Annotated in this window: 19 protein-coding genes; 12 read left to right on the top strand and 7 right to left on the bottom strand. The window is 45.0% G+C overall.

The features are described 5' to 3' along the window. Positions 1-1,088, top strand: a 1,088-nt coding sequence (gene ispF, locus K2Y18_09345; protein MBX9805938.1) for a 2-C-methyl-D-erythritol 2,4-cyclodiphosphate synthase, incomplete at its 5' end; no start/stop codon positions are given. On the opposite strand, the gene K2Y18_09340 is transcribed toward ispF, so the two are convergent. After that, complete coding sequence (locus K2Y18_09340; GenBank protein MBX9805937.1) at positions 1,085-2,002, bottom strand: formyltransferase; 918 nt, start codon at positions 2,000-2,002, stop codon at positions 1,085-1,087. The genes ispF and K2Y18_09340 overlap by 4 nt on opposite strands. Beyond that, positions 1,999-2,940 carry a glycosyltransferase gene (locus tag K2Y18_09335; GenBank protein MBX9805936.1) on the bottom strand — a complete coding sequence of 314 codons (942 nt, stop codon included), beginning with the start codon at positions 2,938-2,940 and terminating at the stop codon, positions 1,999-2,001. Before K2Y18_09335 ends, K2Y18_09340 begins: the two co-directional genes overlap by 4 nt. Before the next feature lie 492 nt (positions 2,941-3,432). On the opposite strand from K2Y18_09335, the gene K2Y18_09330 reads away from it, so the two are divergent. The 3 genes from K2Y18_09330 to K2Y18_09320 all read left to right on the top strand — a co-directional run bounded on the left by K2Y18_09330 (position 3,433) and on the right by K2Y18_09320 (position 8,018). Continuing rightward, on the top strand, positions 3,433-4,917 hold the full coding sequence (locus tag K2Y18_09330) for a lipase family protein (protein MBX9805935.1): 1,485 nt from the start codon (positions 3,433-3,435) through the stop codon (positions 4,915-4,917). Between the two features lie 293 nt (positions 4,918-5,210). Continuing rightward, a complete protein-coding gene (locus tag K2Y18_09325) occupies positions 5,211-7,169 on the top strand; it encodes a patatin-like phospholipase family protein (GenBank protein ID MBX9805934.1) in 1,959 nt (652 codons plus the stop codon). Positions 7,170-7,391: 222 nt separating this feature from the next. Continuing rightward, positions 7,392-8,018 (top strand): TetR/AcrR family transcriptional regulator, encoded by a 627-nt coding sequence (locus K2Y18_09320; GenBank protein MBX9805933.1) that lies wholly within the window; start codon positions 7,392-7,394, stop codon positions 8,016-8,018. Here the strand turns inward: K2Y18_09320 and gshB are convergent. The 4 genes from gshB to K2Y18_09300 all read right to left on the bottom strand — a co-directional run bounded on the left by gshB (position 8,015) and on the right by K2Y18_09300 (position 12,791). After that, a complete protein-coding gene (gshB, locus tag K2Y18_09315) occupies positions 8,015-8,947 on the bottom strand; it encodes a glutathione synthase (GenBank protein ID MBX9805932.1) in 933 nt (310 codons plus the stop codon). The two genes, K2Y18_09320 and gshB, sit on opposite strands and share 4 nt — an antisense overlap. Beyond that, on the bottom strand, positions 8,947-10,341 hold the full coding sequence (locus K2Y18_09310) for a DNA recombination protein RmuC (protein ID MBX9805931.1): 1,395 nt from the start codon (positions 10,339-10,341) through the stop codon (positions 8,947-8,949). Before K2Y18_09310 ends, gshB begins: the two co-directional genes overlap by 1 nt. Before the next feature lie 185 nt (positions 10,342-10,526). After that, positions 10,527-11,936, bottom strand: a complete 1,410-nt coding sequence (locus K2Y18_09305; protein ID MBX9805930.1) for an MBOAT family protein — start codon at positions 11,934-11,936, stop codon at positions 10,527-10,529. A gap of 6 nt (positions 11,937-11,942) precedes the next feature. Continuing rightward, complete coding sequence (locus K2Y18_09300; protein MBX9805929.1) at positions 11,943-12,791, bottom strand: hypothetical protein; 849 nt, start codon at positions 12,789-12,791, stop codon at positions 11,943-11,945. 351 nt (positions 12,792-13,142) lie between these two features. On the opposite strand from K2Y18_09300, the gene K2Y18_09295 reads away from it, so the two are divergent. The 7 genes from K2Y18_09295 to K2Y18_09265 all read left to right on the top strand — a co-directional run bounded on the left by K2Y18_09295 (position 13,143) and on the right by K2Y18_09265 (position 19,570). Further along, entirely contained in the window at positions 13,143-14,414 is a 1,272-nt protein-coding gene (locus tag K2Y18_09295; GenBank protein ID MBX9805928.1) for a nucleoside:proton symporter, read from the top strand. A 393-nt stretch (positions 14,415-14,807) separates the two neighbouring features. Then, positions 14,808-15,326 carry a peptide deformylase gene (gene def / locus K2Y18_09290; GenBank protein ID MBX9805927.1) on the top strand — a complete coding sequence of 173 codons (519 nt, stop codon included), beginning with the start codon at positions 14,808-14,810 and terminating at the stop codon, positions 15,324-15,326. Continuing rightward, positions 15,323-16,270, top strand: a complete 948-nt coding sequence (gene fmt / locus K2Y18_09285) for a methionyl-tRNA formyltransferase (GenBank protein MBX9805926.1) — start codon at positions 15,323-15,325, stop codon at positions 16,268-16,270. Before def ends, fmt begins: the two co-directional genes overlap by 4 nt. Continuing rightward, positions 16,252-17,001 carry a tRNA pseudouridine(38-40) synthase TruA gene (gene truA, locus K2Y18_09280; protein ID MBX9805925.1) on the top strand — a complete coding sequence of 250 codons (750 nt, stop codon included), beginning with the start codon at positions 16,252-16,254 and terminating at the stop codon, positions 16,999-17,001. The genes fmt and truA overlap by 19 nt, the downstream gene beginning before the upstream one ends. A gap of 100 nt (positions 17,002-17,101) precedes the next feature. Continuing rightward, the gene (locus K2Y18_09275; GenBank protein ID MBX9805924.1) at positions 17,102-18,418 is read left to right on the top strand and encodes a hypothetical protein; all 1,317 of its coding nucleotides are present in this window, start codon (positions 17,102-17,104) and stop codon (positions 18,416-18,418) included. A 227-nt stretch (positions 18,419-18,645) separates the two neighbouring features. Continuing rightward, positions 18,646-18,987, top strand: a complete 342-nt coding sequence (locus tag K2Y18_09270) for a ferredoxin family protein (GenBank protein MBX9805923.1) — start codon at positions 18,646-18,648, stop codon at positions 18,985-18,987. A gap of 91 nt (positions 18,988-19,078) precedes the next feature. Beyond that, positions 19,079-19,570, top strand: a complete 492-nt coding sequence (locus K2Y18_09265; protein ID MBX9805922.1) for a CarD family transcriptional regulator — start codon at positions 19,079-19,081, stop codon at positions 19,568-19,570. 298 nt (positions 19,571-19,868) lie between these two features. On the opposite strand, the gene cadA is transcribed toward K2Y18_09265, so the two are convergent. Continuing rightward, positions 19,869-21,752 carry a cadmium-translocating P-type ATPase gene (gene cadA, locus K2Y18_09260; protein ID MBX9805921.1) on the bottom strand — a complete coding sequence of 628 codons (1,884 nt, stop codon included), beginning with the start codon at positions 21,750-21,752 and terminating at the stop codon, positions 19,869-19,871. A 195-nt stretch (positions 21,753-21,947) separates the two neighbouring features. Here cadA and K2Y18_09255 point away from each other — a divergent pair. Further along, positions 21,948-22,750 (top strand): RNA polymerase factor sigma-32 (locus K2Y18_09255; GenBank protein MBX9805920.1); only part of this gene is annotated, 803 nt, incomplete at its 3' end.

The raw sequence follows: 22,750 nt of genomic DNA, 5'->3' as shown, positions 1-22,750 counted from the left end.
TTCCGAAGCAATATCAGTCTTTGAAAGGAGGATCGATCCTCAAGCAATCCATTTCCGCTTTCCTCAACCATCCAGAAGTTGATGGGGTTCGGGTGGTGATTGGCGTCGGTGATGAGGACCTCTACACAGCTGCGATTTCCGCCCTTAACAATCCCAAGCTTCTTTCACCTGTCATTGGCGCACAAGAGCGTAGTGCGTCTGTTCGTTTAGGGTTGGAGAGCTTGGAACAGCATTCTCCACACACTGTTCTAATTCATGATGCTGCCAGGCCTTTTGTAAGTCAGGAGTTGATCTCTCGGGTGATAGGGGCTTTGAAACATCACAAGGGCGTCATTCCTGCCATTCCCGTGACTGACACGATTAAGCGGGCTGTCCAAAATACCATTGAAGCAACACTTGATCGGCAGTATCTTTACCAAGCCCAAACCCCCCAAGGGTTTGATTATCCAACCATTCATTCCGCCCATCAACAATTACAAAATGTCCCCAACTTGACCGATGATGCGAGTTTGTTGGAACACCTTAATATTCCCGTTCAAATTGTTGACGGGGAGCCCAAAAATCGGAAAATCACGACAGCAGAAGATTTAGAAGGAGAAGCCATGTCTGTTCCAGATATACGGGTGGGGCATGGCGTTGATGTGCATGCCATCGGCCCTGGAGAGGGCGTTATAATTTTAGGGATTTTTATTCCTGCGACCTTTTCCCTCATTGGTCATTCCGATGCGGATGTGGGCCTTCATGCTTTGACAGATGCCTTGTTGGGCGCCATTGGGGATGGAGATATTGGGCAGCATTTCAACCCAAAAGATGACCGTTGGAAGGGCGTAGACTCAAGCATGTTTTTGCAAGATGCAGGACGACGCGTGCGGGAACGGGGCGGAAAAATCTCTCATGTGGATATAACAATTCTGGGAGAAAAGCCCAAGATTGCCCCCCACCGTGACCAAATGATTGCGAAGGTCGCCCAGATTTTGGGGATTGAGTCATCCCGCGTCAGTGTGAAAGCCACCACCACAGAAAAGCTTGGGTTCATTGGTCGCGAAGAGGGGCTTGCAGCTTTTGCGACAGCGACGGTGGTGTTTTAGAATGTCTTTCCCAACACATCTCGAACAGTCATCTCACTGAAAGGGCGAGACATCTCGGTGATGTCAATAAAATCCAGTCCATCACCACAAGCGATACGAATCCATCCCTCAACTTTATCAACCACCTGACCAGGTTGAACTTGGTGATCGAGACGGCCACCCTCTGGCAATCGATTCGCCCGAATCTCCAACACCTCCCCCTTGTAGTGGGTAAAAGCTGGGGGAAAGTAGGGATAGGGCACCGCACGAATGAGATTGTGAATTTGCCAGGAGGACTGGTGCCAATCAATCTCGCTATCCTTCGCACCGCGTCCCCCGAAATAGGTTGCTTGAGAATCATCTTGTGGAATAGCGGGCGCGCGTCCTTCCTTTAAGGCGGGGAGTTGGCGAAGGAGCACGCGAACAGCGGCTTCTCCCAGTTTATGGGTTAGATTAAAAGCGGTATCTATGGGCCCAATGGGGACGACTTCTTGATCCACGATGGCCCCGGCATCAGCAGACTTGACCATGTGATGAAGAGTGACGCCTGTCTGCGTTTCTCCATGAACCAACGCCCAATTGATGGGCGCTCGGCCACGGTAACGGGGGAGAAGAGAGCCATGCATGTTAAAACACCCGAGACGGGGAATCTCTAAAATGTATCCAGGAATCATTTTGCGATAATACACCGAAAAGAGAAGATCCGGCTGCATCTCTTGAAGCGCTTCTAGGACGAGAGGGTCTTTGGGTCCTTCCGTTGCAATGACAGGGATGCGGTGGTCGCTGGCCAATTCAGCCACGGATGGAAACCATTGCGGCTCATCGGGCGCATCGGGGTGGGTAAAGACACCCACAACAGTCTCTCCAGCTTCAATCAAGGCATTCAGGCACGCGTGACCAACAAGACTATAAGCAAAAAGAACGATCTTTGTCATTTTTTCTTTTCAATCAGTTCTCGAACGACATACCGTGGACGCATGCTCAAAGTTTGGAAGATGCGACCCAAATATTCCCCAATAATCCCAATCCCAGTAATAACCACGCTCACGAGGAAGATAAGGATGGCAAAAAGGGTGAACAATCCCTCCGCTTCAGGGCCGATAATGAGACGCCGAAGCAGCAAATAGCCGACCAAAAGCCCGCTTAAGCCCGAAATGACCATACCAAAAAGGGTAAAGATCTGGAGCGGAATAAGAGAAAAACTAGTAATAAGATCGAAATTTAACCGAACCAAGCGATAGAGATTATATTTTGATACACCAGCCGCTCGCGCATCATGTCTCACTTCAACTTCTGTCGGGTTGAGGGACATTTTGTAAGCAAGTGCTGGGATGAATGTGGATCGTTCTTGGGATTTTACAATCTGATCCACGATTTGCCGTGAATAGGCACGCAGCATGCAGCCTTGGTCGCGCATTTTAATGTCTGTGGTGGTTTCCCGAAACCAATTCACTAGGCGCGATACGTAAGTGCGAAAGAAATTATCCTGTCTATTGGCGCGATAGCTACCCACATAATCAAAACCTTCCCCCATCTTTTCCAGAAGTTTTGGAATTTCCTCGGGAGGATTTTGGAGATCAGCATCCAAAGTTACGACAAGGGTGCCGCGGGTCTGCTCAAAGGCCGCCATAATCGCCATGTGCTGGCCGAAATTCCCGTGGAAGTCCACGATACGAACAATGTCCGGGCGCGTTTTAAAAAACCCCTTCAGAATGTCGAGGGAAGCATCACTGCTGCCATCATTGGTGAAGACAATTTCGTAAGGCTTCTTGGTTTTGTCGAGGGTTTCTGTCAGGCGTTGGAATAAGGAGGGCAAATTCTCCGCTTCATTATAAACCGGAATGACCACGGACAAATTAATGGCTTTTAACATGAAGAACCTCTCCTTACCCTTTTTGTGAGCTCAATATGAAAGGTCTAAGGGGAAATGTCAATTGCGGGGAGGGGAAGATTAAAGATGTATGCGTTCATTTTGCTCGTGTTTTTATTGTTTCTTCAATTTAATAGTTTACATAGACTTAATTTTTGTGTAAATTTATAGCTTAAGCGATGAAAAATTCCGCTGAAATCCTAGAAAAATGTGAATTCTAAAAAAAAGTGTTGACTTTGCGTTGACTGATCAGTTAATAATCACTTCAAGAAAGCTGTTTTAATGAAAAACAACAATAGCTCTCGATAAAAAACTTTATATAAGAATTTACAATTTATAGCTTTAAACATTAACAGACGTTGTCATATCTGTAAGATGGTAAGTTGATGACACTAAATTTATACTTGTAAAAATTCAGTTAACTCTTATATGTGGTAGAGAGATCATTAAAATAAGTGATGTCGATCAAATTTAATTAGGGAAAAGAGTGTTTTGATGAATAAGAAAATATTGTTAGCAACCGCCTCCGTTTTTGTTTTAAGTACAGTTACTTATGGTAAATTTTCACAAGATAACGTGTTGGACACGGTTGATACATACAATCCATCAATTTTGACTAACATGAAAGAACAAAAAGCAATTCCGCAAATTGATCTCACTTCCCAATTCCTGCCTCAAAAGCAGTTGAGCGTGAAAAGAGAGCCTCTTTCAATTTCCGTGATTGTTGACAAAGAAAATAAAGCTGAACATGTGGTAAAGAAATCTGAGATCATCAGCCAACCAAAACTTGCAAGTTTCACGCTAGAAGAAACTCATGAGTACGCAAAGCTTGCAGATTTGGCTTATATCGATCCTTTAGCCGGGTTTGATGTTAATAAACCTGAAGAGATCAAGGAATCAACCAAGCAAAAATTTGCAGAAATTGAAAGACTTCAAGCAGAAGGCAACCGTGTTCAATTTTTTGGAACAGAAGCTGAAAACTCTGGATTGATTATAACCCACAAAGATGGCCGCGTCAGCGTTGTATATAAAGGGACAAAAACGGCTCGCAACGTTGCGACCGACTTATTGTTTAATATCACTCATGACGAAAAAACCAACCTTCGGTCCCATAATGGTATTAGGAAGGGTTTTTATAGAACGAATGATCAAGTCTTTGAAATTCTTGGGCAAATTGCTTCAATTCGTGGCATAAGCCTGAAAGAACTTCTTGAAAAGTATGTTACCTCGACTGGACACAGTCTTGGAGGCGGCTTAACACAAGAATTCTTGGCCTATTCTTTGAAAAAGTACAATGCCATCACAAGAGGTGTAACTTTTGGAACCCCTCGTGTATTTGGTGTTTCTGACGCCGAGGCGCTACATGACATATACAAAGGCAGATTTCTAAACGTAATGCAGCTCACAGATATCATTCCAAGCGCGGCTTTTGGAGCTCTCGGGTATAAGCATTTTGGTACAAAGTTGCATATTCCTTACTCTGCAAATATAACGCGACATTCTATGGCAGGATACATCCAAGCTCTTGAAGCATTGCGCCAGGCTGGACAAGTTAAAGTCGGGAATGAGGTTTTTAAATTTGAAGAGAGTAAGCGTACAGGAATAGGGAAGTCACAAACCATCGGTAACACTTCTATTCCGAATCCTTTATATCATATTCACATGTTGCGGGAGTCCGCGGCACGTGCTTGGGGTAAAAGCTACGCAAGGGATAATACAAGTGACACGACGGCAAAGGTTGTAGACAATACGCCTGCTACAAGTGTAACGAACGAAACAAAGGTTGTTCCGCAACAAGCACCGATAGCCGCTCCAGTTGTGGCTCCGGTTAAGGAAGCTTTGAAGCAACCTTCCGTTGGTGAAAAGATTGGGTCTACAGTAAAAGGCTTCAAGAAGGAAGCATCTACAGTAGCAAGCCGCTTTGTTAGTGGTTTCAAATCCGCCGCAAATAGGTTTGGAAACATCTTTAAATCTAAATAAATCTATTACAGAAAACGAAATTCTCCCGTCCCTCCAGATTTAACAAAATTCTGAAGGGGCGGGGGGTTCCCTTTAAAAACAATCTATCGTTCTTATCCATTTTAGGAAGTCGAATTATAGAATAAGGGGGATTGTGTCTCTGTAATATTATAAAAAATTACAAAAATAAATATATAGAAATATAAATTAAAAATAAAACTAAATTGTCCATTGTAACGTAAAAATTAATACCTACATATGAAACATAACAAGCACATTTATCAACATATAGAATGCGTAAAGGATTAAATGAAATGAAGTTAAATTGGAAATCTACCCTATCGGTTTTTGCATTGACGCTCGCTCTTGGCATGTCAACAGCTTTTGGCATGGAAGATGACAACTCAGCTGCGCATGGATCTCCTCCGCCAGCCCGAGGAGCGCTTCTGGACAGAGCAAACCCCAATTCTTTAACAGATTGGAATCAACTAATCCGACGCTCACTTATTCGCCGTGATGATCGAAGCCAGGATAGACCCCTGACGGTTTGGAGTTTTGATGGTGGCGGAATTATTGGTATTTTAGGAGCACATGCGTATGCAGTGGCTGATCAAGTCGCCAAAAACCTTGGGTTGGAAAGCATTTATAAATATATTGACGCCTATGCAGGCACTTCGACAGGCGGAATTTATGCCGTTGCTGCCAATTTGCCGGGTGAAGATGGTAAGCCTAAGCTTTCTCCAGTAGATGTGTTAAGAATATATCGTTATTATGGTGGTCTTATTTTTAAAAAGTATGTCTCTAACCATTTTAATCCCGCTGGAGTATTTACGGTGCAGTATAATGAAGAGCACCTTAAATCCCTGATGCAACACTTTTGTCGAGATAGGAATGGCGGGCAAATTCTCTTTAATAAATTATTAAAACCTGTTTTTGTCGCAAGTTATTGCACAGATCCAGAAGAACCCGTTCTATTTGATTCTAGCAATTTTGGCCAGGTCCGAGATCTTACAGCATACGAAGTGGCCATGTGTACTTCTGCTGCACCAACTTTTCTAAATCCTGTCGAAGTCGTCTATAAAGGTGAAAGGCGAACTTTTGTAGATGGTGGTGTTTGGGAAAATGATCCAGCCAATATTACTTATCATGCAATTAAAGAACACTACCAAGAACTCGTTTCTAGAGAAGAAGCCGACCTTATGCTTCTCAGGCTTGTGTCTTTCGGCGCGGGTTATGTTGAACAGAAAGCTGCAAAAGCCTCGCTTCTTACAAATGCTTCATTGAAAAAAAATCTTGAAGTAACAATGCAAGGGCTTTTCAATTCTCGTGAAAAGAGCACAGAAAGCATTCTAAGAAATACACAAAAAGCAGATCAGACGGTCATTCCCCATAATCATCGTGGCGTTGTACTTTGTGATTATGAGCGATTTCAAATGAATCTTCCGCCGGAAGTGAAGGCCTTAGATAATGTGCAACCAGCGGCCCTCGAAGAATTAATTGCTTTGTCGAAAAGTCGATGTATGGGCCCGGAGTTTTGCTCGATGCTTGCAAAAGTTTTGGGCGTGGAAACCGGAAGGGTTCAAGAAGTCATTTTGGATGCAACAACTCAAGTTGCAGAACAACTTAACTATTATGATCTCACACAAAATCACTTTTATGACCATGTAGCTCCGATTGGAGAATATATTTTCAGATGGCAAAGTGAAGCCAATTTTGACATCAGTAAGTATCTTCAAGAAACCGTAAGGGTAGGAGAATTAACAGATCAATCATCAAATCAAGACGTCATGGAAAAGCTCTTATGGGTCTCCAATTTTATGGTGCACAATATGCAGCATAATATGGATAAAACGTACTGGTCTGGATTCAAAGATGGTTTTCGAAAAGGTTCTCACCTGATGGCCGAAGAAGCGGCATCGAATTTGTTCTTAAATCTTTGCACAAGAGTTAAGGCTGATAATAATCCGGTCCATCCTAATTTCTTGGAGGCAATTCAAGCCTATAAAAAATCTTTAGTGGCTTTGTTTGCTCAAAGTTCAACGACGAATGGCTATATGCAAGAATATAAAACGAGCCTTGAAAAAAGTATAGAAAGTGCGTGTAAGTTGCCTCCCCTTTATAAAAATCAATTTTTGATGATTTTGAAGAAACAACTTGAGAGCACGAGGAGTGATAGATCCTTTTTAAAGAATCTCAAGGATAAAGTGGTGAATGGATGGCATGAATCCATGATTCAAAAAATTCAGGCTGCTCTTCCTCAAGGAAACGAGTGAGCCTTTCATGAATGCGATCCGTCTCTTACCTCTATGGAGCGGATTGCACCTTGTAGGGGGGAGTGATGTTTTATCACTTCACCCCTACCTTGTTGCAGGTGTATTTGAGGGCAATCCTCGGTTAAGTCATTCCTTCTTGAATCCCCGATCATTCCTTGATAGCATGGCGACTATGCTTATGGGCCATTTGTCCCATAATGAAACATATGAATAGGAAGCGTCATGGCAACTAAGGCACCATCTAAGATTCAAAAATCAACCCAGAGGACCACCCAGGGAACAAGTGAAAAAATATTAGAGTCGGCGCGTACCCTATTTGTCCAACATGGGTTTTCTGGAACTTCCATGGGGCAAATTGCCACAAAGGCAGGTGTTAATCATAGTTTGTTGTTTCATCATTTCGGCAACAAGGAAAAGCTTTGGCAAGAGGTCAAACAAGCCATTGTTGAAGAAGGTAAGTCAGTATATTCAAACCTCCCCTCCCTTGACCAACCCTTGGAACCCTTCCTCTCGGAACTCATCGCACGCGCCATTACATTTTATAAAAACAATCCGGATATCGTTCGCATGGTCAGTTGGCAACGTCTAGAGATCAAAACAGATCAACCCATTGGCATCACGCTGTCAAAAGAGTCTCTCAAGTGGTTGGAAGCGGTCCAGCATTTTCAAAAGACCGGTGAAATGAATCCGGCTCTAAAACCTGAATTTGTTATTACGATGGTTTGGGCTCTTGTTGGCTCCATCGCCATGGACCCTAATATCTTCATCGCAGATCCCGAAAACAATAAACTATTCATCACGTTTTGTGCACAAAGCTTGTACAAGGCTTTAAAGAACGACCCAGTTTAGGCCAAACCTTCCCAAAAATCCTTCGCCAAATCTAAATTATAGAGACGGTTCATGACTGGGATTCCAGTCGGGGACGTCACGTTGATTTCGGTGAGATAATCCCCAATCACATCAATACCAACCAGATAAAGACCCCGTTCTTTCAAGGTGGGGCCAATGGCAGCACAAATTTCACGATCTTTGGGCGTGAGTTCCCCAGGTTCCGCTCGCCCCCCAACCCGCATGTTGCTGCGTGTTTGACCTTGAGAGGGGATGCGTTTGTATCCGCCCATAGGATTTCCGTCAATCAAGATAATCCGCTTATCCCCTTGCGCGACTTCCGGGAGAAACTTTTGAAAGATCGGGGGTTCTGAATAGAGTTTTCTGTATGTTTCTAAAAGGGCTGTGAGATTGGGGTCGCCCTGATGAAGCAACAGGATCCCGTTACCACCAAATTCAAATAACGGTTTAATGACCACAGAACCATGGGTGTCCATAAAGTCTTCAATGAGGGCGCGATCCCAGGACATGAGTGTTGGGGGCGTGAGTTCCTTAAAGTACGTCACAAGCAATTTTTCAGGCGCATTTCGGACACTTATTGGATTGTTGATGACTTGGGTTGTTGCTGGGAGAAGCTCTAGAAAATGGGTCGCCGCGATATACGCCATATCAAAAGGAGGGTCTTGTCGCATCAACACATAACGGGCTTCTCCTAAATTGAGGAGGGTCTCTTCTCCCAATTTATAATAGTCTTTTGAATCATTTTTGAAGGTAACCATGTGGCCACGAGCTAGAATTTTTCCGTGCGCATAAGACAAGGCCGTGGGCGTATAGGCAAACAATTTATAGCCACGATTTTGAGCCTCAAGAGCCAAGGCAAAGGTGGTATCTGTTTCAATTTTTAGGGAAGAAACGGGGTCCATTTGGAGGGCAACGATGGGAGCGGTCATTAAGCGGCGTCCTCTTCTGTTAGGGATTCAAGTTTCTCTGATTCTAAGGGCAGAGGTGGTAATAGGCCTTCTTCGCCGACGAGTTCGAGGGACTGAAGATTACGGGGAATATGATCGATGGCGGACAATTCATCAATTTCCTCATTGGATGTGTCTAACACTTTGAATTTACGGGCAGAAACAAGAACGCGCCGCTCCAATGTGCCTACAGTTTGATTGTAGGAATCCACCACTTGACCAAGATGGCGGCCCATACGGGTCATATGGTTGCCAAGATCGCTCACGCGCTTGTAGAGCTCCCGCCCGAGGTCGCTGATGGCCTTTGCATTCTCTGCAATGCTTTCCTGTCGCCATCCATAAGAAACCGATCGTAAGAGGGCTATGAGCGTTGTAGGGGTGGCTAGAATCACTTTTTCCCGTACGCCAGCTTCAATGAGGGTTGGATCCTTTTCAAGAGCAGCACTAAAGAATGTTTCGCCGGGCAAGAATAACACCACAAATTCAGGCGTGGATTCAAACTGATCCCAATAAGCCCGTTGGCTCAAGGCTTTGATGTGGGCGCGCACTTGCCGGGCATGTTCTACCAATTTCTCATTGCGGGTTTGATCATCCGGCGCTTCAAGAGATTCCAGATAAGCAGAAAGCGGGGCTTTCGCATCCACAATAATCTTCTTCCCACCCGGCAAATTCACCACCATATCCGGGCGTAAGCGACCATTTTCCCCCTCAACAGAGACTTGTTCTGCGAAATCACAATAGGCAACCATACCCGCCATCTCGACAACACGCTTCAGTTGCATTTCCCCCCATTGACCCCGAACGCTTGGCGTCCGCAAGGCTTTGACGAGATTTGAGGTTTCCTGACGCAACTCCTTCTGACTGTTCACGAGCTCAGAGACTTGATTGCGCAAGACCTGATAGGCGCCGACCCGTTCTTTTTCCAGATCCAGCAATTTGACATCGACCTTGCCGAGGGCTTGGTGGACGGGTGTTAACATCTCGCCGATGGCCTTTTGGCGGGTGGTAAGATCATTCTTGGCGGACTCTTGGAACTTCTCCAATGTTGATTTTGCCAGATCAAGAAACGATTGATTGTTTGCCGATAGAGCATCCGCTGACAGAGCCTTGAATGTTTGGGAGAGGCGGGTTTGCGCTTCCTCGAGAAGGACGATTTTCTCTTGAGCTTGACGGCGTTCGTGGTCAAGGGCGGTTGACAGTTCAATGGTCTTTGCTCGCAGACTGAGTCCTTCCTCGGATATTTTCGACACTTGAGACTCCAATGTCGGAACACGGCTTGCCCGCTCTTCCAACATGGCAGCACGTGTTTGCTCGTTCGAGAGATTCTGCTGAAGGATCTGCATATCCATGGCACTTTGAGACAGGATGCGCTGCATAATATGACGGCTGTAAATGAATACAGCCACTCCTGCTACAAGTGCTCCCCCCAAAAATGCCAATATCAAAATCACGTTGTATTCCTCTCCTATGAACCTGAGGTGATTTTACGCAGATTTCTCATTCCTTTTCGAGAGGGAATTTAATGATTCCCTAAAAGGAATAAACCTCAAGAGAGAGGTTCTTAAAATTGCCAATACAAAAAGGGGCTGATGGGTTGAATTCGAACCAGGGAATAAGTTGCAAGGCACGCTAACATCGCTGCCCAATAAGGGTTCGGACGCCACACAAGTGAAAAGGGGTTGTATTTAGACGAATAATCATAAGAGAGCAGCTGTTGGCTATTGGGGCCAAGCGTTGAGAGGAGAAGAGCTGCGAAAATGAGCAACCAATTTTTGTCGACAAGGAAATTCCCGACTTGTCCAAAAAATAGGACGGAAAACATTTCGGTTGCATTACTAAGGGATGAGGATCTGAAAAAGACCCACCCGAGAATGACAACAAAGAAGGTTAAACTCCAATTGATTCCTTTAGAAAGCCAGGGGTTGGGGATGATAGGTGTCTTTACATACAAGCGCCAAACATGGTTTGCAATCAGAAAGAACCCATGCCACAACCCCCAAATGAAGAAGGTATACCCGGCCCCATGCCAGACGCCACAAATCAGCATGACAATAAAGATGTTTTGAAGTTTCCGAAATTGCCCATCCCGATTTCCGCCGAGAGGGATGTAAATATAATCTTTCAAAAAATTGGACAGGGTAATGTGCCATCGACGCCAAAATTCAATAATACTGGTCGCTTTGTAAGGACTATTAAAATTGATCGGCATGGTAATGTGGAACAATTTTGAAATGCCAATGGCCATATCGCTATACCCAGAAAAATCAAAATAGAGTTGGAACGTATAGGCGAGTATCCCTTTCCATGCTTCAATCATCGTAAGATCTTTGAGATTCAAGAATACTGGATCGGCGATTAAGCTCAAGCGATCGGCCAAAAAAACTTTTTTGGTGAGCCCTAAAATGAGGAAGGCTAACCCAATGGCATAATATTCTTTGTCCTTGGATGAGACATTCTTCCACGTAAATTGCGAGATCATGTCTTTGTGATGCAAGAGGGGACCTGAGATCAGGTGGGGAAAATAGACAACAAACAAGGAATAATCCTTAAAAACAGTGCCTTCAGTTTTCTTCTGGTAAGTGTCAACGAGGTAAGAGATTTGCGTGAAAGTAAAAAACGATATGCCTAAGGGCAGAGTCGTGCTCAAAGAAGCGTCTAGATTAAGTCCTATCTGGGACAACAGAAAAGTGAAATATTTGTAATAAATCAGAAGGATAATGTTCGTACAAATTCCAAAAGCCAATAAGGGCCCACTTTGCCTCTTTTGCAGTTGTCTTCCTAAAGTGTAATTAAACAGGATGGAGGGGATAAGGACCCATAAATTTCTCCAGTCCCACATCGCATAAAAGATAAGAGAAATTCCCATAAGATACAAGGTAATATGGTGAGGAGCCTTTCGAAGCAAGGCCTTAAACCCCATCCAACTGAGGGGCAAAAAGATGAGTAGAAAGGTATATGAGTTGAAAATCATCGTTTCTTATACCTCACCTTTGCTGGGAGGGATCAGGGGTTTTATGAAGCGCGCAACAATTTTTGAGTTTAGAGTCGCGCCCTCATGTTCCAAGTGGGTGTAATCCGAAAAGTGTGTGTTGGGGAGTTTGTAGGTCTGATTTGCAGCTATATCTTTATAAATATCTGTAAAATAATCAAAGGCTTCTTCGCCTTCTGGCATGGGGGCAATATAGACGATAACCTTGGTTTTTGCGTTGGAGAAATGATCCACGAGCTTCTGTATTTTTTTCCTTGGGTCAAGGGAGGTGTGAAAATAATCGCCATATCGATGTCGACTATTGATGCGTGCTTTTGGCGCCATTACAGCCACGTTGGGAAGCGATCTTTGATAACCAAGGTCTCTTTCTATGCTCCCCCGAAACTCTTTCAACGTGTCCTGATCCTTTGTAGGTTTGATTTTCTCTAATATATAGGTGACAATCGCTGAATGAATTTGAAGAATGTTGTGCTCTCCAAAATTCTCGACCAGAGAATCGAGTTTTCCATAGCGGGTGTAGGCAAAAATTTGTTCGAACGTCCCCGATATGTAAGAATTAGGGATCGAGGGAGAAATATAGAAGACAATTAATTTTGGGGCTGTGTTTTTCTCGAGGTACTTCCGAAGGACAACATCATACCCAATAATTCCAGCATTACCAAGGGTGGCTAGATTGATCACATTTATCCCCAGTTCTTCTTTAATTACTTTGGGAATAACCCCCATGAGACCAGAGGAATCTCCAATAAAAACAACGTCATTTTTTTGATTTTCAAGGGAAGTTTTGTAGTCAAGCAAGACATCGTAATCATTGAGAAAAGAGGTGTCAAATCTCATAAGATAGCCCCCTAGAAGAATAGGAAGGCAAATGGCTGAAATTAAGAAAAACCAAAATATTTTAAAGTAGGTCTTTGAGATTATGATTGTACTTTTGTCTGATAAAACGATTTCTTCAAGGGGAAACTTAGTATTGCTATCAATACTTTTTTTGAGAGGCTGAGAATTCATGACCCTTGTTACCCGATAGCCTATTTTTCTTATTCACGAGCATAGTCGCATTCTCGATGCGCATCCACCCCAAATTTCTGAATGGAACAAGTTATGGGCCGACTCAGATTTCCTCTCGCTTTTTGGGGGGTATTTTGTGTAGTCTACAAACACAAATAATCCACAAGAAAGGATAGAATCATGATATGGCAAGGCGTTTTAGGAATTTTCGTGTTCTTAGGTGTTGCTTGGCTTTTCAGTGAAAATCGGCGCGGCGTTCAAAAACGGGACATTCTGTTAGGGGTGGGCTTGCAAATTGGCCTTGCAGTCATCATTACGCAATTTCCCCTGATTCGTCATGGATTTGAGAGTTTAAGCAAAGGGGTTGAGGCCCTAAAACATGCCACCCAACAAGGCACCCAATTTGTCTTCGGGTATTTAGGCGGCGGCGCCGTTCCCTTCAGCATTTTACCGGACTCCGGGGCCAGCACGTTTATTTTTGCCCTCCAAGCATTGCCAACCATTATGGTGGTGAGTGCCCTTTCCATGTTGCTCTTCCACTGGGGCGTCCTCCCCTTCATCGTTCGCCTCTTCTCCATGGCTTTACAACGCACGTTGCGCATCGGCGGTGCCTTGGGGGTCGTTGCAGCATCTAAGGTATTCCTCGGGAATCTTGAAGCGCCGTTGTTGGTGCGCCCTTATCTCAAGAACTTTAGCCGGTGCGAATTGTTCACCGTGATGACCTGCGGTATGGCCACAACCGCTGCCAGCGTGATGGCCCTTTATACATCCATTCTTGAGGGTACCGTGGCAAACCCGATCGCCCATATCTTGACAGCGTCGATCATCAGCATTCCGGCAGCCATTACCTTGTCGCGCATCATGATCCCCCACGAAGGGGTGATGACGTCCGGCACGCTTGTGGCGCCGTATAGGTTTTCTAATTGGATGGATGCGGTGACCCGCGGCACGTCTGATGGCTTGACCATATTTCTCCATGTGATGGCGATGTTGATCGTCGTTCTGGCCCTTGTTTCCTTGTTGAATGCGGTGTTAGGGATCCTTCCAAACTTTGGCGGAGAGGCCATTACCATGCAACGGATCCTCGGATATGTGATGGCACCTGTCACTTGGCTCATGGGGATTCCCTGGTCAGAAGCGGCAACCGCCGGAAAATTGTTGGGCACCAAAACGGTTTTGAACGAAGTGGTCGCCTTTCTCGAACTCTCCAAAGTGCCGCGCAGTGACTTGAGTGCCCACAGTGCCCTCATCATGACTTATGCTTTGTGTGGTTTTGCGAACTTCTCTGCCATCGGCATTATCATTGGTGGTATCGGGACCATGGTGCCGGAGCGTCGGGATGAAATCGTGGCTTTGGGGATTAAGTCCGTCTTTGCGGGAACACTTGCCACCTGTATGAGCGGAACCTTGATTGGCATTTTGACCCATTTAAGTGGCGATCTCATAAAATAGATTGAAGAGACACTTTAACACCGAGTCTGATGTTGATGTTCCCACACTCAAAAATGTATGAAAGAAATCATGTCATTGCGAGGAGTTAAGCCTCCGCCAAAGGCGGAGGCGAATGACGCGGCAATCCATGTATTTGAAAACCTAAACGTCATGTATAGTGCAAGCATTTGAGAATACATGGATTGCCACCTCTCGCCAGGCACTTCGTGCTGGCGCTCTTCGCAATGACTGAATTGGTTTGCAATAATGGTGAGATAACCTTTGCTCAATCTGCGCCATCTATCAGCTGCCAGAGCCCTCCCTCAGGCGGATAAACACGAATTTACTTGAATTTTGAGTCAAAAATACATAAGTAATACTTATGAAAAACCTTTATGAAAATGAGCGTGGCTTGTGGCAATACTTACCGTTTTAACGGCCCCCCATCCGAAGCTGAAGATTGTCGCCAAACCTGTTGAAACGGTTAATGATGAGATTCGTCGCCTCATGGATGATATGCTGGAGACCATGTATCCCAATGATGGCATGGGTCTGGCTGCACCTCAAGTCGGCGTGGACAAGCGCGTCATTGTGATCGATTTTAATGCCGGTGAAGACGACCTGGGTCCAGATGTTCTTAAATTGGTGAATCCTGAGCTGTTGTGGACGTCGGAAGAAACCTGTCAGATGGATGAGGCTTGTTTGTCGGTGCCCAATCTGTATGGGCCTGTTGAGCGTCCCCTCAGCGCTAAAATTCGCTTCACGAATGAACATAATAAAACAGTCGAATTGGATTTAGACGGAATTAAGGCGCGCTGTGTGCAGCACGAAATGGACCATTTGAACGGCATTCTTTACTTTGATCATTTCTCGCGATTGAAACAGGAAATCTTCATCCGTAAACTTCTGAAAGCACGGAGATATCAGCAATGACCACACCTCCCCTAAAGATCATTTTCATGGGGACACCTGCATTTTCTGTTCCAACCCTTCAAGCTTTATTGAATAGTCATCACGACATTGTTGCGGTCTATTCTCAACCTCCCCGCCCCAGTGGGCGCGGCCATCAAATTCAAAAGAGTGACATCCACCAAGTTGCAGACGCGGCAGGACTTGCCGTCTTTACCCCATTAAGTCTGAAAGGCATTGATGAGCAAGCTCTTTTTGCTTCCCACAACGCGGATATTGCCATTGTCGTTGCCTATGGATTAATTTTACCAAAAGCCATTTTGGAGGCGCCCCGATTGGGATGTATAAATGTTCATGCGTCCCTCTTGCCCAGATGGCGCGGAGCTGCACCTATTCAACGGTCCATTGAAGCGGGCGATCCAGAAACCGGCATTACCATTATGAAAATGGATGAAGGTCTCGATACCGGTCCGATGTTTCTTAAAAAAAGTATTCCGATCACACCCCAAACAACAGCGTCCTCTTTGCATGATGCTCTCTCAATCATGGGGGGGCCTCTCCTTCTTGAAGCGTTAGAAGGTTATGCGGCGGGAACTTTACTTCCCACACCGCAACCGACAGAGGGCGTGACTTACGCTGCCAAACTGACGAAGGAAGAAGGCCAAATCAATTGGCAGGAATCAGCGGATGTTTTGGTTCGGAAAATTCAAGCGCTATCCCCTTGGCCGGGTGTTTGGTTTGAGCACAATGGCACTCGGTTGAAAGTCTCTTCCGCCGAAGCGATTCCCAACACATCAGGGGCTCCAGGAACCGTTCTTGACGACCAATTGACCATCGCTTGTGGAAAAGACGCTTTGCGCATCAAAATGATCCAGCGCCCCGGCGGTGCAGCATTAGACGCGGTCAGCTTTTTGAGGGGTTATTCCTTGCCCGTCGGAACCGTGATGCCATGCCCCGCTACAAATTAACCATCGAATATGAGGGCAATCGCTTTAGCGGGTGGCAACGCCAGAGAAAGCAAACGTCCGTCCAAAGCACCATCGAAGATGCCATCAAAGCATTGTTTGATCAAGATGTCATTGTGGAAGGCGCGGGCCGCACCGATGCGGGCGTTCATGCTTTGGGACAAGTGGCTCACGTTGATTTGAATCATGATGTTCCCGGTTATCGTTTGTGCGATGGCTTGAATCATTATTTACGCAATCGCGGTGTCGTTATTCTAAAAGCAGAAGAAGCGGCGCCTGATTTTCACGCGCGATTTTCCGCAACCGGGCGGGTGTATGAATATCGCATTTACAATCGTCGGGCTCCCCTGGTCCTTGAGGCCAATCAAGCCTGGCACGTGATTGCGCCCTTAGATGTGGAAAAGATGATTGAGGCGGCGAAGCACCTTGTAGGACATCATGATTTCACAAGTTTTCGCGCAACCCGTTGTCAGGCGAATTCCCCCGTTAGAACGCTTGATGCTTTTGATATTCGTTACGTGCCCATGGAAGGGGGTGGGTATATTATTGCAGAAGTTGCCTCTCGTTCTTTTTTGCACAATCAGGTGCGTATTATGATGGGAACCTTGAAGAGGATTGGGGAGGGATGCATCGACGTGGATATGATTCCGACGATGCTTGAGGCCCGCGACCGTCGACTCAGTGGTCCTACAGCGCCGCCGCAAGGGCTGTATTTGAAAAGCATTGCGTACTAAATTACTTTTAATATATTTATTTGTCCTTTTTTACTTGTAAATTGATAGTTCTAATATTATATAAACAATACACAAAAATTATAAATTGGAGCGCTTAAAAATGAACAAATATTTTCTTTATACTATTGCGGCTTGTGTAAGTCTTTCCTCAATGAGTTTGGCAGCAGAATCTTCAGATTCAGCTTCGGAAAACTCTTCATGGGTATTAGTTACTAAAAAGGGTAGACCTAAAGCGGCACTTGCGGCTCAAGAGACTTCCCTAAAACCTTCATCAGCCCCTTTGGTGAGGATTGTCCCAGCTGCCCCTAAAGCCACTTCACTCAAGTCCAATGCCGAAAAATCAAAGGGTGGCAAAGCCAAGTCCATTGTCACCATTGACCCTCATCAAGGTAAAGATAAAGGGACGACAGAGTCTTCAGAGCCAGCCAAAAAGTCATGGTCATCCCTTGTTAATGCAATAAAACCATCCTCCCCAGCAGTAGAAAAAACTAAACGAGACCCACAACCCAGTGCCGGAGAGCCGGCTCTCAAACCAGTGCCAAAATTGATTAAACATATAAGGGATATAGAACCCCATAAAGAGTACCGGAATTTAACCCAATATAGATTAGAAGACACTGTTTACGAGTTTCCTTTTGAGGAGTCCCCGACGTGTTTTGATGAAAACTTTTTGCGCGTGCTCAAAGAAAAAATTCATCATGCCCAAAAAGATGCTGATAAACTTCCCAATGTCGCAAAAGCTGCTTTCACAATTTTCTATCAAATAAATGATGGAACCATGGAACCGTTAACAATTATTCTCAATGAAGTGTTCTTGGCAGGCGGAAAATTTTTAAAAAAATCAGATATCGAATTTAAGAAAAGGTATCGTATTGTTAACGCGATGCAAGATTTGCTTAACGACAAAGAAAAGGATGACATCTACGGAAGAGCTCCTGATGATAAGAGCATTGCTCTTGGTAAATTCATGGAAGCAAAATTACGCCAAGAAGTGATCGGGGGTGCCTGGAAAAATAATTGTCTTGATTCTGAAGCTATATTTGCCTTAATTCTTTGCAAAAAAATTGGATATTTACTCGAAAATAAATTGCAAAATACTTTAAATAGACAAACGACAAATAGGGTAACCATCAAGCATGCTGTTTTGGCAATTTCTTCTTATCGAGATTGTTGTCAGGGTTGCGAAGACCTCATCCAGGGTCTCCAGTGGCGCTTAAGGGATATTATTCTGAATTTCAATATTGGAAAGCTCACCGTTGATCCTTCTTTCGGGACTTTGGCCATTGTAAGAGGATCTTCGAAGCTTGTGAGTAAACTGAAGTATAAAACAGGTGACCTAGAGCAAAGTCTTGAGAAGGGAATCGCTGTTTTAGAACCCGGTATTCACAAGCTTGTTTGTGTCCGTGTTCAAGAATAAGCAAGCCAAATTATCAAGCCCGTAAGACTTTGGCCTTGACCGTTGCTTCAGGATTCCTGCAGCCCCGCTGCAGGGGCTACATTTAAGAGCATTACCTCTTTCAAGATCAGTTTAATGTCTTTTACGTTGTTTATCCGTTAAAAATGTGGTATATAAATAGACCAAGGTGTTATTCATAGAGTTCGTTATTGTACTTGGAAAGAGCACAATAACATAAAAGATTTGCAATGACTTACGTTGTTACAGAAGCCTGCATTAGATGTAAATACATGGATTGTGTTGAAGTCTGTCCCGTTGATTGTTTTTACGAAGGCGAGAACATGCTCGTCATCAATCCGGAAGAATGCATTGATTGTGGTGTTTGTGAACCTGAATGTCCGGCGGAAGCGATTATTCCTGACACGGCACAAGGGTCCGAGAAATGGGTTGAAATGAATCGGCAATATGCTGAGAAGTGGCCCAACATCACCCGTAAAGGCACTTCACCTGCGGACGCTGACGAATGGCTAACCGTAAAGAACAAGTTTCAAGATCACTTTAGTGATAAACCAATGGGGGTTAAATCATAGCCCCTCGTAACGAGGCCAAAGAGCCTATTGTAAATTAAGGTCCTTCAATCGAATTATTAGAAAAGCGAGTTTGACAATGACGACCATTAAGATGACAAAAATGTTTAACGAAGGTGATTATGTTGTTTACCCAGCCCATGGCGTAGGCCGTGTTGTTGGTCACGAAACTCAGTCCATTGGAGAGATCGAAGTTTCTCTTGTGGTTGTTTCTTTTGAGAAAGATCGTATGATCTTACGCTTGCCTTTGTCAAAAGCGAAAGCCGCTGGTCTTCGCCCTTTGAGTACTTCTGAAGATATGGGTGTCGCTTTGCAAATGCTCACTATCCGCACCAAATCCCGCCGCACCATGTGGAGCCGCCGCGCTCAAGAATACGAAGCAAAAATCAATTCTGGTGATCCAAAATCTATTGCTGAAGTCATTCGTGACTTGTACCGGGCAACCACTCAATCGGACCAATCTTACAGCGAGCGTCAAATTTATCAAGCTGCATTGGAGCGCTTTGTGCGCGAACTCGCAGCCGTTGAGCAAATTGATGAATCGTCGGCAACTCAAAAGCTTGAGGGCTTCTTAAAAGCTGCTTAAGGCTTTTATATCTCGTCTTAATTCACCATATTAATATTAAAAATTGTATTGACCTCTCCCCTTAGGGGGGGAGGTTGTGAAACTCCTCGATGCAAAAGAGGAGCGGATGAGGGGTATGAGAGATCCCATTTATTGTAAACAAATTCCGTCATTGCGAGGCGTCCCGCCACGCGCTAAAGCACGGGCGCTTCTCGCAATGACGTAACTAGTTGAATAGATAATATTATTCCAAAAACCTTTTCACCCCCAACCTTACGGGTCTTATGGAGGTCCCAATCTAATCGGCACAGGGTAGAGCTCACCCTTTCATATCCGTCTTAATTTTTTGGCCGAAGGTGAGGCGAAGGGCATTAAAGATGGCGAGTATATCGATGCCTTCTTGAAGAAGAGCGCCAGCAACCGGGGTGATATACCCAAACGCGGCAAATCCCATGCCAATGAGGCTTAATACCATCCCCCCCACAGCACTTTGTAGGGCAATCTTTCGCATGGTGTAGCTGATATGGATAAATTGATCGACTTTACGCAAATTATTATCTAATACAACAACGCCGGCCGCAGCTGCTGTAATATTATTCTCACTGCCAAAGGCAATCCCAACAGTGGCAAGGGTGAGGGCGGGCGCATCATTAATACCGTCACCGACAAACAGCGTGGGGGCGAGGGCGATTTCATGGCGCATAATATCGAGTTTCTGTTCTGGGCTTTGCGAGAAATGAACTTCACGAATTTTCAGCAAATCTGCAAGATAGCGCACTTCGGATTCTTTGTCTCCAGACACAAGGAGAATGCGATTGATCTTGTGCTTGGGCCCGAGGTGGCGAATGAAGGACAGCCCTTCTTTTCGAGGGGCATCCCGAAACTGAAATGTGCCTGCGTAAGCATTATTGATCATTACAATACATTCCAGGCCTGGATTAATGGAGGGCAGGTGAGCGGCGATGTTTGGGGATACTTCAAGGAGTCTCTTTCGATGGGTAATGTGAATCTTTTGACCCTCAATGACACCTGTTAATCCTTGTCCTGGCCTTTCGGATACCTTGGTGGCTTCTCTTAAGAGAAGCTTATGTTTACGAGTTGCTTTGATGAACCCTTGAGCCAAAGGATGTTTGGAGTATTTTTCAAGGCTTGAGGCCAACTGCAGCACGCGCATTTCTTCAAATCCAGGTGCAATAAAGGCATTGATGAGCTCTGGCTTTCCGTAAGTTAAGGTGCCCGTTTTATCAAATATCGCTGTTCGACAAGTTGGGAGCCGCTCTAAGGCTACAGGATCTTTGATGATAATACCTTGCCGTGCGGCCATAGAGATGGCACTGATGATGGTGATCGGAATTGCAATCAAGAGCGGGCAAGGGGTGGCAATGACCAAAACGGACAGGAATCGCATCGGATCTCCGGATAAGACCCAAGCCAAGCCTGCAAACCCCAAAGCGATGGGCACAAAAACCGCCCCAACCTGATCTCCAAGACGACGTAAGGTTGGTCGCTTCTGTTGGCTTTCGGTCATGACTTCGACAATTTTGTTATATCGCGAATCGACAGGTAATTTCTCTGCTTGGACGATAAGCATGGTTTCCCCATTGATCGCTCCGGAAAGGATGGTGGTCCCTGGAGCTTTGGCCAGTTGATAAGGCTCGCCCGTGAGATAAGATTCATCCATTTTACCCTGACCCTCATAAACGACGCCATCCACGGGGCTCACTTCATGGGGAAAAACAGCGATTTGATCTCCGATTTTAATGTCGTTAAGATTAATTTCCCGAATAGTCTCTCCTTCTTTTAAATGCGCCGTGGACGGCATCCGATCCGCCAGGGCTTTCAGGACAGAAGAAGCTTTTCCCAAGGCATAAGTTTCCAGAGCCTGCCCACTGGCCAACATCAAGATAATTAAGGTGGCTGCGAGGTACTGGTCGAGAAGGGCTGCCGTAATGAGCGCAATTGCAGCCAGGACATCAGCCCCAAAATCGCCCCTTTTGACTTTAAGGAGAATCTGGGCAAGCAAGGGCAATCCTCCCACTGTTATCACAAATATAAGGGGGTAGTTCTCAAGGGGGATGCTTCCCAAGGAGGGGAAGGGCAGTATTTTCAGAAGAAGGTGCGCAAAAATCATTAATATGGACAAGCATACAAGTTGCATCTGCCATCGAGAGCCAAAACCAAGAAGCTTTTGCAATTGAGCCATTTACTTTTCCATATAAAGAAAGCGGGACCGTTCAGCTTTATCATATCAAAAAATGGATAACGTAAGATTAAATTAAGAATCTGTTAGCTTTTTCAAGCTTTCTTGAGGAACGTTCCTTAACTAGATGTTTACGCTCATGCCTTTACCATGAGGTATGATAGGCGCTTTGTCCTATCCAAAAAAGTGCGGGGAAGAATGAAACATTTTGCATCAGGTTCAACAACGAAACATGCTGACGTGGAGTATATCCGTCAATTGATGGAGCAGCCTCTTCTTGAGAAAGAAGAAGAGCAAAAACTTGCATTGGCATGGCATGAGAGACAGGATGAAAAGGCCCTTCATTTGCTCGTTCAAGCCTATATGCGTCTGGTGGTTAGTACGGCGATTCGGTTTCGTCACTATGGCATTTCTCTATCAGATCTCATTCAAGAAGGTCATCTGGGATTAATGTGTGCGGCGGAGCGCTTTGATCCGGCTCGTGACGTACGCTTTTCAACCTACGCGAGATGGTGGATTCGCTCCTACATTCAAGAATATATATTGCGTAATTGGTCCATTGTTCGCACAGGTTCCACATCTTCTCAAAAACAGCTGTTTTTTAATTTAAGACGGCTGAAAGCGCAATTATCCAAGATGAGCACGGATCAAATGACAATGGAAGAGCGTGATAATATTGCGGTAACGTTGCAAGTTCCTCTTCACGATGTGGAAGATATGGAAAACCGCCTGTCCAGCCATGATATGTCATTGAGTCAACCCATGAATGAGTCCGGTGCGGATGATTGGATATATGCCTTAGCGGACCAGCACCCTGATCCTGAAATTGCTGCCTTGATTACCCTTGACGACAGTGTACGACGGTTATGGATTCAAGGAGCGATGCATTACTTAAGCCCGAGAGAACGGATGATTATTACGGTCCGGCGCTTAGCTGAGCAACCCGCAACGTTAGAAGATCTTGGAAGACAGTTAAAAATCAGTAAAGAAAGAGTTCGACA

The organism is Alphaproteobacteria bacterium (genome assembly GCA_019746225.1).
GTDB lineage: Bacteria > Pseudomonadota > Alphaproteobacteria > Paracaedibacterales > VGCI01 > VGCI01.
This window is presented reverse-complemented; position numbering and strand designations above follow the sequence as displayed.